The organism is Mycobacterium barrassiae, assembly GCF_025822765.1.
Lineage (GTDB): Bacteria > Actinomycetota > Actinomycetes > Mycobacteriales > Mycobacteriaceae > Mycobacterium > Mycobacterium barrassiae.
Window position 1 is genome coordinate 1 of sequence record NZ_JACKUK010000003.1, and the last position, 12,753, is coordinate 12,753.

The 12,753-nt window shown below is 64.2% G+C and carries 9 protein-coding genes, 1 tRNA gene and 2 pseudogenes; 8 read left to right on the forward strand and 4 right to left on the reverse strand.

Translation table 11 applies throughout. From position 1 onward, the window contains the following. Positions 1-129 precede the first annotated feature (129 nt). Both bagA and bagB read left to right on the forward strand, forming a co-directional pair. The gene (gene bagA, locus H7J93_RS00070) at positions 130-1,149 is read left to right on the forward strand and encodes an ATPase BagA (protein WP_267304300.1); all 1,020 of its coding nucleotides are present in this window, start codon (positions 130-132) and stop codon (positions 1,147-1,149) included. Then, positions 1,146-2,276: an ATPase BagB gene (gene bagB, locus H7J93_RS00075; RefSeq protein WP_267304301.1), complete on the forward strand. Its 1,131-nt coding sequence runs from the start codon at positions 1,146-1,148 to the stop codon at positions 2,274-2,276. Before bagA ends, bagB begins: the two co-directional genes overlap by 4 nt. Positions 2,277-2,358: 82 nt before the next feature. On the opposite strand, the gene H7J93_RS00080 is transcribed toward bagB, so the two are convergent. Beyond that, positions 2,359-2,715, reverse strand: a complete 357-nt coding sequence (locus H7J93_RS00080) for a WhiB family transcriptional regulator (protein ID WP_267304302.1) — start codon at positions 2,713-2,715, stop codon at positions 2,359-2,361. A gap of 318 nt (positions 2,716-3,033) precedes the next feature. Between H7J93_RS00080 and ponA2 the strand changes: the two genes are divergently transcribed. The 4 genes from ponA2 to H7J93_RS00100 all read left to right on the forward strand — a co-directional run bounded on the left by ponA2 (position 3,034) and on the right by H7J93_RS00100 (position 8,034). Further along, a complete protein-coding gene (gene ponA2 / locus H7J93_RS00085; protein ID WP_267304303.1) occupies positions 3,034-5,517 on the forward strand; it encodes a transglycosylase/D,D-transpeptidase PonA2 in 2,484 nt (827 codons plus the stop codon). Positions 5,518-5,590: 73 nt separating this feature from the next. Beyond that, positions 5,591-6,547 (forward strand): metallophosphoesterase, encoded by a 957-nt coding sequence (locus H7J93_RS00090; protein WP_267304304.1) that lies wholly within the window; start codon positions 5,591-5,593, stop codon positions 6,545-6,547. Between the two features lie 5 nt (positions 6,548-6,552). Next, positions 6,553-7,656 carry an L-cysteine desulfhydrase Cds1 gene (gene cds1, locus H7J93_RS00095; protein ID WP_267304305.1) on the forward strand — a complete coding sequence of 368 codons (1,104 nt, stop codon included), beginning with the start codon at positions 6,553-6,555 and terminating at the stop codon, positions 7,654-7,656. A 304-nt stretch (positions 7,657-7,960) separates the two neighbouring features. Continuing rightward, positions 7,961-8,034, forward strand: a tRNA-Pro gene (locus H7J93_RS00100). A 209-nt stretch (positions 8,035-8,243) separates the two neighbouring features. Here H7J93_RS00100 and H7J93_RS29225 read toward each other — a convergent pair. The 3 genes and pseudogenes from H7J93_RS29225 to H7J93_RS29345 all read right to left on the reverse strand — a co-directional run. Beyond that, positions 8,244-9,257, reverse strand: a pseudogene (locus H7J93_RS29225) (tyrosine-type recombinase/integrase); the annotation flags it as partial. Beyond that, positions 9,244-9,651: a hypothetical protein gene (locus H7J93_RS00110; RefSeq protein WP_267304306.1), complete on the reverse strand. Its 408-nt coding sequence runs from the start codon at positions 9,649-9,651 to the stop codon at positions 9,244-9,246. The gene H7J93_RS00110 and the pseudogene H7J93_RS29225, both read right to left, overlap by 14 nt. An 18-nt stretch (positions 9,652-9,669) precedes the next feature. Beyond that, positions 9,670-9,834 (reverse strand): annotated as a pseudogene (locus H7J93_RS29345) (helix-turn-helix domain-containing protein); the annotation flags it as partial. 147 nt (positions 9,835-9,981) lie between these two features. Between H7J93_RS29345 and H7J93_RS00115 the strand changes: the two are divergent. Together H7J93_RS00115 and H7J93_RS00120 are read left to right on the forward strand one after the other, a co-directional pair. After that, the gene (locus H7J93_RS00115) at positions 9,982-10,179 is read left to right on the forward strand and encodes a helix-turn-helix transcriptional regulator (RefSeq protein ID WP_074377345.1); all 198 of its coding nucleotides are present in this window, start codon (positions 9,982-9,984) and stop codon (positions 10,177-10,179) included. Between the two features lie 170 nt (positions 10,180-10,349). Continuing rightward, complete coding sequence (locus H7J93_RS00120) at positions 10,350-12,566, forward strand: AICE element replication initiation protein (RefSeq protein ID WP_079281449.1); 2,217 nt, start codon at positions 10,350-10,352, stop codon at positions 12,564-12,566. Positions 12,567-12,753: the final 187 nt, after the last annotated feature.

A 12,753-nucleotide genomic window follows, 5' to 3' on the forward strand; every position in this document is an offset into this window, starting at 1 on the left:
CCGTAGGAGTCGACCAGCACTCCAGGCTGTAACAGTGCTCACCAGCCGGCGGTCCGGTGATCAGCCTCCCGCTGAAGAACCAAGATCCCCGTCAAGGACACGCTGATCGACTCCCATTAGGCTGCACGGGTGGGCACCACCTCTGACGACCACAGCGCGGTCGGTTGGCCGTCCCGCCTGACCAAGGCGCGGCTGCATTTCGTGACCGGCAAGGGCGGAACCGGTAAGTCGACCATCGCCGCAGCATTGGCACTTACGCTCGCGGCCGGCGGTCGCAAGGTGTTGTTGGTGGAAGTCGAAGGGCGCCAAGGCATCGCGCAGCTGTTCGACGTGCCGCCGCTGCCCTACGAGGAAGTCAAGATCGCGACCGCAGACGGTGGCGGCACCGTCAACGCGCTCGCGATCGACACCGAGGCCGCATTCCTCGAGTACCTGGACATGTTCTACAACCTCGGCATCGCCGGCCGCGCGATGCGGCGCATCGGGGCAGTCGAATTCGCCACGACGATCGCGCCCGGCCTGCGTGACGTGCTCCTGACCGGCAAGATCCGCGAGATCGTCACCCGCGCCGAGAAGGGTAAGCAGCCGGTGTACGACGCCATCGTGGTGGACTCGCCGCCGACCGGGCGCATCTCCCGGTTCCTCGACGTCACGAAGGCTGTCTCGCAACTGGCCAAGGGCGGACCGGTGCATTCGCAGGCCGAGAGCGTCGTCAAGGTGCTGCACTCCGACCTCACCGCGATCCATCTGGTGACCCTGCTCGAGGCGCTGCCGATCCAGGAGACCCTGGAAGCCATCGAAGAGCTCAGGGAGTTGGGCCTGCCCATCGGCAGTGTCATCGTGAACCGGAACATCCCCGCCTACCTCTCACCCGACGACCTGGCCAAGGCTGCTGAGGGCGTCATCGACGCCGACGCCGTGCGCGCGGGCCTGAGCGATACCGGAATCACGTTGTCCGACGACGACTTTGCCGGACTGCTGACCGAGGCGATCCAGCATGCGACGAGAATCAAGGCACGTTCGGAAAGCGCCGAGCAGCTCGACGCTCTTGACGTGGCGCGTCTGCAGCTGCCACAGATCCCCGACGGTGTGGATCTGGGCAGCCTCTACGAACTCGCCGAAGCGCTCGCCCACCAGGGGGTCCGATGAGCACCACACCGCCCGCGCTCGACATGGGCTCGATCCTGGCCGACACCTCCAATCGCGTCGTAGTGTGTTGCGGCGCAGGCGGTGTCGGCAAGACCACCACCGCCGCAGCGATGGCGTTGCGCGCCGCCGAGTACGGCCGCACCGTCGTGGTGCTGACCATCGACCCCGCCAAGCGACTGGCTCAGGCGTTGGGCATCAAGGACCTCGGCAACACTCCGCAGCGGGTGCCCCTGGCTCCGGAGGTGCCTGGCGAGTTGCATGCGATGATGCTCGATATGCGCCGCACCTTCGACGAGATGGTGATCCAGTACTCCGGACCCGAACGCGCACAAGAGATTTTGGATAACCAGTTCTATCAGACTGTCGCGACGTCGCTGGCGGGAACGCAGGAATACATGGCGATGGAGAAGCTGGGCCAACTGCTCGGCGAGGACCGCTGGGATCTCGTCGTCGTCGACACGCCTCCGTCACGCAACGCACTTGATTTCCTCGATGCGCCAAAACGGTTGGGCGGCTTCATGGACAGCCGGCTGTGGAAGCTGCTGCTGGGTCCCGGCCGAGGCATCGGAAGACTCGTGACGGGCGCGATGGGCCTGGCGATGCGCGCACTCTCGACGGTGCTCGGCTCCCAGATGCTCTCGGACGCAGCCGCGTTCGTCCAGTCGCTCGATGCCACGTTCGGCGGGTTCCGCGAGAAGGCCGACCGCACCTACGAGTTGTTGAAGCGGCGCGGCACCCAGTTCGTCGTGGTGTCCGCCGCGGAGCCCGACGCGCTGCGCGAGGCCTCGTTCTTCATCGACCGGCTTTCTCAGGAGCACATGCCGCTTTCGGGGCTGATTCTCAACCGCACTCACCCGATGTTGTGCTCACTGCACGCCGAGAAGGCAGAAGAGGCCGCAGAGACGCTGGAGGCCGCGGATCCCGAGTCGCTGACCGCGGCGGTACTGCGGATTCACGCCGACCGCGCCGGACAGTCCAAACGGGAGATCAGGCTGCTGTCGCGCTTCACCGGCGCCAATCCGCATGTGGCGATCGTCGGCGTGCCGTCACTGCCGTTCGACGTGTCAGATCTGGACGCGTTGAGAGCAATCGCCGATCAGATCACCGGCGAGATCACCGCGGCGTAGCGGCGAATCAAACGGGGGCCGGCGTAGCGGCGAATCAAACAGGGGCCGCGTAGCGGCGAATCAAACCAGGGGCGGGCGTGGATTAAACCGCGCTGCGGTGCTTGCGCTGGGCGGCGAAGAACTCGGCCCAGGAAACCACCTCGGGGTGCTGCTTGAGCAGGGCACGGCGCTGACGCTCGGTCATGCCGCCCCATACCCCGAACTCCACCCGGTTATCGAGGGCGTCGGCGCCGCATTCCAGGATCACGGGGCAGTGCCTGCAGATGACCGCGGCTTTGCGCTGCGCGGCTCCGCGGACGAACAGTTCATCAGGGTCAGCCTGACGGCAACGTGCCTGAGAAACCCAGGCGATGCGCGCCTCGGCCTCCGCGCCTTGAACGATGCTGGAGGTCGTCGCAGTCATGCTTGATCTCCGTGCAGCGGGCCTCGAACCGGACACAGCGTTTCCCCTTCGTTCCGGCCGCCCCCCGATGACGGCTTACTCATCCGGTGTAGAACGCGGTGCGTTCTACGTCACTGTGCGGGGGTCTGGTGTGACCTGCATCGCACTGTCAGGACAACTTAAGTGGTCAGGGCACTTCTGCGCAATACGTACGGACCCTCTTTTTTGGGACGACCGTGCCGTCATTAAGCAAACTCTGAACAAACTCTGAACAAAATTGACGCGCGCGCAGGTCGGCGCGGTTGCGGCGCCTGACGAAGAAGCCGTCTTACTCTGTCAATTTTGCTGTTCGAAACCTCTGGCTACTCTGTACGCATGCCGGAACGCCCACCGACCCCGCCGCTGGCGGTGACGGTGATCAAGCTCGCCTGGTGTTGCGTATTGGCGAGCGTCGTCCTCGCGGCGTTCATGTTCCCCGTGGTCGGCGGATTCGGTCTCATCTCCAACCGGGCCTCCGACGTGGTGGCCAACGGATCGGCCCAGCTGGTGGAGGGCGAGGTCCCTCAGGTGTCGACGATGGTCGACGCCAAAGGCAACGTCATCGCCTGGCTGTACACCCAGCGACGCTTCGAGGTGCCGAGCGATCAAATCGCCAACACCATGAAGCTGGCGATCGTTTCCATCGAGGACAAGCGGTTCGCCGAACACAATGGTGTGGATGTGCAGGGCACGCTGACCGGTCTTTCGGGCTATCTGTCCGGAAATCTGGACACCCGCGGCGGCTCGACCATCGAGCAGCAGTACGTCAAGAACTACCAGCTGCTCGTGATCGCGCAGACCGATGCGGAGAAGCGCGCCGCCATCGAGACCACCCCGGCCCGCAAGCTGCGTGAGATCCGCATGGCGCTGACGCTGGACAAGACCTTCACCAAGCCGGAGATCCTGACCCGCTACCTAAACCTCGTCTCGTTCGGCAACGGCTCGTTCGGCGTCCAGGACGCCGCGCAGACGTACTTCGGGATCAACGCCTCCGAGTTGAACTGGGAACAGGCGGCGCTGCTGGCGGGCATGGTGCAGTCCACCAGCACTTTGAATCCCTACACGAACCCCGAGGGTGCGCTGGCACGTCGAAACGTGGTGCTGGACACCATGATCCAGAACATTCCCGAGGAAGCTGCGGCGCTGCGCGCAGCCAAGGAAAAGCCGCTCGGTGTGCTGCCGCAGCCCAAGGAGCTGCCCCGCGGCTGCATCGCCGCCGGCGACCGCGCGTTCTTCTGCGATTACGTGCTGGAATACCTGGCGCGCGCCGGAATCAGCAAGGAGCAGGTCGCAAGGGGTGGCTACCTGATCAAGACCACCCTCGATCCCGACGTACAGGGTCCGGTGAAGGCGGCGATCAACGAGATCGCCAGCCCCGACCTCGATGGCGTCGCCAGCGTGATGAGCGTGATCCGGCCGGGCAAGGAGTCCCACCCCGTGCTGGCGATGGCGAGCAACCGCACGTACGGCCTGAACCTGGAGGCCGGTGAAACCATGCAGCCCCAGCCGTTCTCGTTGGTCGGCGACGGCGCAGGGTCGGTCTTCAAGATCTTCACCACCGCGGCCGCGATGGACATGGGCATGGGCATCAACGCGCAGCTCGACGCGCCAGCGCGATTCCAGGCGAAGGGCTTGGGCAGCGGCGGCGCCAGGGGGTGCCCGCCTGCGACGTGGTGTGTGCAGAACGCGGGCAACTACCGCGGCACCATGAGCGTCACCGATGCGCTAGCCACCTCACCGAACACCGCCTTCGCCAAGCTGATCTCGCAGGTGGGGGTGCAGCGCACCGTCGATATGGCGGTCAAGCTGGGCCTGCGGTCCTACGCGCTGCCGGGTACCGCCCGCGACTACGACCCGGAGAGCAACGAGAGCCTCGCCGACTTCGTCAAACGGCAGAACCTCGGCTCGTTCACCCTGGGTCCCATCGAGGTGAACGCGCTGGAGCTGTCGAACGTCGCCGCGACGCTGGCGTCCGGCGGCGTGTGGTGCCCGCCCAACCCGATCGCCGAGGTGATCGACCGCGACGGCAACCCGGTGTCGGTGACCACCGAGACGTGCGAACAGGTGGTGCCGGAAGGCCTGGCCAACACGCTGGCCAACGCGATGAGCAAGGACGACACCGGCGGCGGCACCGCAGCAGGGGCGGCGGGTTCCGTCGGATGGAACCTGCCGATGTCCGGCAAGACCGGCACGACCGAGGCCAGCCGCTCCGCGGGCTTCCTCGGTTTCACCAACCAGTACGCCGCCGCCAACTACATCTACGACGACTCGACCGCGCCGGGCGCGCTGTGCTCCTACCCCCTGCGCCAGTGTGGCGGGGACGGCAACCTGTTCGGCGGCAACGAACCCGCCAGGACGTGGTTCAAGGCGATGATGCCCATCGCCAACAACTTCGGCCCGGTCTCGCTGCCGCCGACCGATCCCCGCTACGTCGACGGCGCCCCGGGTTCGCGGGTGCCCAGTGTCTCGGGTCTGACCGAGAGCACCGCGCGGCAGCGGCTGCGTGATGCCGGTTTCCAGGTCGCCAATGAGGCGACGCCGGTGAACAGCACCGCGCCCTACGGAGCGGTCGTGGGTACGTCGCCTACCGGCCAGACGGTGCCTGGATCGATCATCACGATCCAGATCTCCAACGGCATCCCGCCGCCACCGCCACCTCCGCCGGAGGGGGCGCCACCTGGCGTGCCGCCGCCGGTGGGGTCGACGGTGGTCATGATTCCGGGGCTGCCGCCGATCACGGTGCCGGTCCTCGGTCCACCACCGCCACCGGCGCCGCCGCCACCACCGCCTCCGTTCCCACCGCCACCACCACCGCCGTAGCAGGCTGTGGTGTGGCCCACGCTGGGCACGGTGAAAACGGTCGTGGCGACCGGCTGGCAGTAAGCTCAGGTCCATGTCCGCCTCTTCGATCCTGAAGAAATCCACCGTCGTCACCGCCGGTTCGCTGGTCGCAGGGGTCGGCTATGCATCGCTGATCGAGCGCAATGCGTTCGCCGTACGTGAAGTGACGATGCCGGTGCTTTCGCCCGGCTCGTCACCGTTGAGGGTGCTGCACATCAGTGACATCCACATGCGTCCTCAGCAGCGCCGCAAGCAGGCCTGGCTGCGCGAGCTCGCACGGCTGGAGCCGGACTTCGTCGTCAACACCGGCGACAACCTCGCCCACCCGAAGGCCGTGCCGGCCGTCGTGCAGGCGCTCGGCGACCTGCTTTCGGTGCCAGGTGTGTTCGTGTTCGGCAGCAACGACTACTTCGGTCCGCGGCCGAAGAACCCGATGAACTACCTGACCAACCCGCACCGTCGCCTGCACGGGGAGCCGCTGCCCTGGCAGGACCTGCGCGCGGCGTTCACCGAGCGCGGCTGGCTGGACATGACGCACACCCGGCGCGAGTTCGAGGTGGGCGGCCTGCTCATCGCGGCCGCGGGCGTCGACGACCCGCACCTCAAGCGTGACCGCTACGAGACGATCGCGGGTTCGGCGAATCCCGCGGTCAACCTGAGGCTGGGGGTGACCCACTCCCCCGAGCCCCGCGTGCTCGACCGCTTCGCCGCCGACGGTTATCAGCTGATCATGGCGGGCCATACGCACGGCGGTCAGTTGTGCTTGCCGTTCTACGGCGCCGTGGTCACGAACTGCGACCTGGACCGGTCACGAGCCAAGGGTGCCTCGCAATGGGGTGCCCACACACAGCTGCACGTATCGGCAGGCATCGGCACGTCGCCGTACGCGCCCCTACGGTTCTGTTGCCGCCCGGAGGCCACGCTGTTGACCCTGGTCGCCGCGCCGATCGGGGGCTCGTCCGAAGGAACCCGAGAAGGCCAGTCCCACCCGAGCGTCGCGGCGCGCTGAGCGACGTGAGCGCGGCTTCGAGCGCCAGCCGCGGGCAGCCACGCACGTGGGTGGACAACGCGGTCCGGTTGATCGAGGCCGACGCGCGTCGTAGCGCCGATACACATCTGCTGCGGTACCCGTTGCCTGCCGCTTGGGGCGACAGCGCGAACGTCGAGCTCTACCTCAAGGACGAGACCACTCACATCACCGGCAGCCTCAAACACCGATTGGCGCGGTCGTTGTTTCTCTACGCGCTGTGCAACGGATGGATCGACGAGAACACCACGGTCATCGAGGCGTCGTCGGGGTCGACGGCGGTGTCGGAGGCGTACTTCGCGGCGCTGCTCGGACTGCGGTTCATCGCCGTGATGCCATCGTCGACGAGCGCGAGCAAGATTGCGTTGATCGAATCACAGGGCGGCCGTTGCCATTTCGTCGCCGAGGCGTCGCAGGTTTATGCGGAGGCCGAGCGGCTGGCCGCGGAGACCGGTGGGCATTATCTCGACCAGTTCACCAATGCCGAACGCGCCACCGACTGGCGCGGGAACAACAACATCGCCGAATCGATCTTCGAGCAGATGCGCGACGAGACCCATCCGGTTCCGGACTGGATCGTTGTCGGCGCAGGCACCGGCGGCACGAGCGCAACAATCGGCCGGTACATCCGGTACCGGCGCTACCCCACGCGGCTGTGCGTCGTCGATCCGGAGAACTCCGCGTTCTTCCCCTCGTACGCGCAGGGCCGCAGCGACGTGGTGACGGGCATGTCGTCGCGCATCGAAGGCATCGGCCGTCCCCGGGTGGAGCCGTCGTTCCTACCCGACGTGGTCGATCGCATGGTCGTGGTGCCGGACTCGGCGTCCGTCGCGGCCGCGCATCACGCAAGCAAAGTGCTCGGTCGGCGGGTCGGTCCGTCTACCGGTACGAATCTGTGGGGAGCCTTCGGTGTGCTGGCGGAAATGGTCGCCAACGGGCGCAGCGGGTCAGTGGTCACGCTGCTCGCAGACAGCGGCGACCGCTATTCGGACACCTACTTCTGCGAAGAGTGGCTGACCAGCCAGGGCATGGACCCCTCGGAATGGACGGAGGTGCTGGCCGAATTCGAACGCTCCGGGCGCTGGTCCTGATCGTCACGGGATCGGCCCGTAAGAGGCCCTTCGGAGGTCAAAAACAGCCACAGCGCGGCCAGGGCAAAGAATCCCAGATATATGGAAGCTCCGAGCCCGGTCATTTTTCGCCTCACTTAATCGGTTTCTACCGTCAGTGTGCATAACGCCACCGACAACCCGAATCCATCCCTCGGCGTGTCGTGACCTACACCTCAGGGCCTCGTGAGGCACCTCCTCGACCCTTCGAATGCGTCACCGGCCAAGCGCCCGTCCGCGTTTGGTGTCGCACCCCCCCGGTGCGATACGCTGTCGTGGCTTCACGCGGGGTGTGGCGCAGCTTGGTAGCGTGCTTCGTTCGGGACGAAGAGGTCGTGGGTTCGAATCCCGCCACCCCGACTCGTGTGTTCGCAGGTGGAAGGCCCTGACTGGTTGTCCAGTTCGGGGCCTTCTTTCGTTCCAGTCCGCAATTGGTCCGCAGCGGGTTCCAGAGACTTGGTTCGAGCATCGTCTAGAGCCGCCGAAACCAGCTCTAGATCATCGGGGAATAGGTCGGCATACGTGTCCAAAGTAAGCACCGCCGAAGCGTGCCCCAACATCGTCTGGACCGCCTTGACGTTGGCGCCGGCGCTGATGGCCAGTGACGCGGCGGTATGGCGAAGATCGTGCGGCGTTACCACCGGGAAACTCGCGTCCTCCACGATGAGCCGCTTGACCGCTTTGGCGAATACTCGGCGCCGCCAGTTCGATACCCGCAGCACCCCGCCCTCTGGCGCGGCGAAGATCAGGTCATCGGGTTTCTTGCCGATCATCAGTGCAGCGAGTTCGTCAGCAAGGAATGCGGGAAAGGGCACCATCCGTTGCTCATAGGACTTGGGCGACGACCACTCCAGTTGGCCCTCGACCTCCGTCACTGATTCCCGCACGTGGACTCGACGGCGAAGCATTTTGGCGTCGCTGACCCGTAGCGCTGCCATCTCTCCCCAGCGCAGCCCCGTGTAGGCCAGGAAGCGCACCACCGTCGCATCCGGGCCGACTTCAATCGCGAGTTGCTCCACCTGCCGGTGCGTCAGATAGCCGCGCGGCCGCCGCTTACGGCGGGGAAGCTTGATCCCCGCGCATGGATTGCGCGCGATCCGTCGGTCCCCGACAGCCATCTCCAGAATTTGGCGCAAGATGCCGACGGCGTTCTCAACGGTGGCCGGGCCCGCGCCGGATGACGTCATCGACTGGACCCAGCCCCGCACATCGGTCGTCTGGACATCGGCAACAGCCACTGCTGACCAGCGCGGCTCCACGTAAACCGGCCAGGTGTACCGTCGCGTCGACGCGGTGGTTTTCTTGAGATGGCTCTGCGTTCCGAGCCACTTTGCGTAAAGCTCGCCGACACTGACGCGACCGGCCTTTGGAGCTACATAGGTTCCAGTGACCTGCGTGGCGACGATTTCGTCAAGCCAGGCTTGAGCATCCAATTTGCGATCGAAGGACCTGGTGTTCTCTTGCCCCTGGTCGTCGACGTAGCGGGCCAGCCAGCGGCGCCCCTTTCCGGCACGTACTGATGGACTGCCGTCTGCACGGCGCCAGCGGTCCTCGACACCACCCCGCCGATTACGCCTCTGCATCGTCCCCGTTCACGTCGCGAGGCTCGTCTACGCCGACGTCCTCGGAATTCGCGCCAACAAACAGGTTGTCGACGGCCGCATTCACGACCCGTTGGAGTACATCGCCGAGCCGTTCATCGACGTCCGCGACTTCGAAATCTGGCTTCTGCCAATGCAAGTCGGCCAGTAACTCTTTTAGTTCGAGGACGACGTGGTCATGAGCGTCTAGTTCCTCAGAACGACCACGGAGTCGGCGGAGTCGATCCATGGCTTCTGGCGCTAGCTCCAGAAGCTCTTGCATCGTTCGGGCGTAGTGGCCGAGCTCAGCGAATGCGAATCGACCCGCCCGCATCCGCTTCTCGGCGAACCCTCGGACCGCGAGAACCGCGCTCAACCGGTCCGGACCTGAAGGCATCAGCAGCTGCTGAAGATCGGTGTTCAGACAGTCGGCAATCGCGGCCGCCTCCCGCAGCTTGACTTCGCGATCACCGCGCTCGATTCGCGTAACGGCCGAGGGGTCGAGTCGAACACCTTGGCCTTCCAAAGCCTCTGCGAGTTGCCTCTGACTCCAACCCCTTTGTCCGCGCGCTATGCGCATGTTCCGCCCAAACGTCTGGCTGAAGTCTTCGTCAGCGCCCGCAGGAGGATCATCATGCACAAATCACACTGTAATGCTTGACCCACACCAAGGAAAGTGCGATCGTTGGCGGTGTTGATTCAGCATTATGATGTGAAAGGAACATCAATGAGCATCATGTCAGCCCGCCAAGTCTCGGATCTCACTGGTGTGCCAGTGGGCACTCTCCGGTACTGGCGCCATGCCGGGACGGGACCAGCAAGTTTCACGTTGGGGCGTCGAGTTGTTTACCGACGCAGCGAAGTCGAGCGATGGATCGCCGAACAAGAGAGCGCAACCCGCCGTGGAGGTGACGGCGCCGCCTGAAGCAATGAAAATGAGAGACCCTGGCTGAGCCCCAGGGCCTCTCGGAGAACTGCCACCCTTCGCAGAGGACGGTTCATGTCGAGTTTAACTCCCGATCGCGGTCCCAAGGATCGAAAACTTGCCCACCACCGACAAGAGCAAGGCCCTGGTTTCTCGCACGGTGCTACACGATGAACCCACTGCCTCAGCCAGCGGAAACGGCCTACCAGCGGATTCTCACAGCGCTCAATACCAGTGATCGCCAAGTCGTTGTCCGAGATGACCGTGCTATGGCACAGTGCCCGGCCCACGATGACCGGAACCCGTCACTTGCCGTCACCGCGATAGAGGGTCAGGTGCTCATTTACTGCCATGCGGGCTGCGACACCGAATCGGTGGTCCGCGCGCTTGATATGACGCTTGCTGATCTATTCGACGCTCCCCGCGGTGCCACGTATGTCTATCCCGACGAACGCCGGGTGCATCGTGACCCTCAGAAGCGGTTTCGCCAGTCCGGTAATACACGTGGGCGCAGCCTATTTCGTGCTGACCTTATTGCGAACGCCGAGCTCGTCTACGTCGTCGAAGGCGAGAAGGACGTCTTGGCGGTCGAGGCGGCGGGAGGCACTGCCGTCTGCCCTGCGATGGGGGCGGGCAAATCAGCCAACTTTGACTGGAGTCCGTTGCGCGGCAAGAAAGTCGTGATTGTTGCCGATAGAGACGAAGTAGGACGCCGTCACGCGTCTGCGGTGGCGATACACCTCTATGCCATAGCATCCAGCGTCACCATCGTCGAACCGCGTTCAGGTAAGGACTTTGCTGACCACTATGCAGCTGGTTTCAGTCTTGCCGACCTCGAACCTGTCGTTCATGCACAAAGCGAACCGGAGCATATGACCCCAACACCCGCCTCGCAGGAAAAGAAGTCTGCTGCCGTAAGACTCGTCGAGCTGGCCAAGGAGCAATACCACCTAGGTTGCACCGACGACGGTGAGCCCTTCGGGGCGAGAAAGTCACAGCCGCATATTGCTATACCTCTTCGTGGTGGCCGAGCCGGCTTGCGCGCAGACCTTGCTGCTCAATACTTTTCGGATAATGGGACCGCGGCGGGCGGTCAAGCACTGATGGATGCCATTTCGATTCTCGACGGTCTAGCGGCGCGGGAACAGCCTGAACGCCTATACCTGCGGGTAGCAAGTGCAACAGATGCCGTTTACGTCGACACTGGGCGCCTCGATGGCCAGGTCTTTCGAATAAGCGATGGCAGGTGGTCGCTCCTTCCGTCGGCGCCAGTTCGATTCCTGCGAACCAAGTTGACCGGTGAAATGACCCTTCCTGCCGGTGAGCCGAATCTCGACCTGCTATGGGAATTCATCAATGTGGCTGTCGAAGACCGCCCCATCCTCTTGGCCACGCTTATTGCAGCCCTCGTGAGCAGCGACACGCCACATCCGGTATTAGCCCTTTTCGCCGAGCAGGGCAGCGCGAAAAGCACTGTCACGAGAATAATTGTCGATCTGATCGATCCCTCGCCTGTGCCTCTCCGACAGGCACCTCGCGACGCCGATTCGTGGGTTACGGCGGCTGCCGGCTCTTGGGTTGTTGCCCTCGACAACTTGTCTGGTATCCCACCCTGGCTGTCAGATTCGTTGTGCAGAGCGGTGACTGGAGACGGCAGCGTCAAACGTGCTTTGTACACGGACGGAGGACTGTCAATCGTGAGTTTCCGCCGATGCCTCATTCTCAATGGGATCGATGTCGGCGCGTTGCGCCCAGATCTCGCGGAGCGACTCGCTGTGGTGGAACTCAAGAGGATCGATCTACGCTCCCGAAGAGCAGAATCAGAGATCTATCAAGACTGGGCGAGGGCTCGTCCGAGGATCATGGGCGCTCTGCTTAATCTCGCAGCGACAGTGCACAATGGCCGGCCCATCGCCAGCCTCGGCTTCACTCCAAGGATGGCCGACTTCGCTCGCCTGCTGGCTGTAGTGGATAGCGAAATGGGAACGAATGGACTTGCGCGCTATGTGGCTCGAGCGAACCAGCTGAGCGAAGATAGCCTCCAGGGCGATGTCTTCATCGAGTCGATGCGCAACAGTTGCACTGAACCGCTATTAGGGAAGACGGGCGCCGAGCTCCTCGCGATTGTGCAGCCGACCAGCGACGGCGGTCGGCGTCCTATTGGATGGCCCAAGAATGGCCGCGACGTCACCACGGCACTGAAGCGGAACGCTGCTGCTCTGCGTACTTTGGGCTGGACAATCGAGGACGACGGCGCCCGTAACCATCGGAATGTGCTGCTGTGGTCGATCCGTCCGCCCCAGGAAGACCAAACGCGGAATTGTTCCTCGCAATCCTCGCATCCCGTCACGGCGGGAAGATCGCTCACAAAGAACATGGCTTCCTGACCACGCCGAGAAAACATTGGTATCGGTCCGCTTCACCAGGTAGAAATTGTCACCAGGTCGATTCGAGCAATGATCAGAACCTGTGGATGAGCCTCGGTGTGGGGGCGTGAAAGTGGGCGCACCTTCCCGAGGATGATCTGAATATCCGAAGGTCCGATCATGAGCCGGCGTTGGCGCGCTGGTTCGG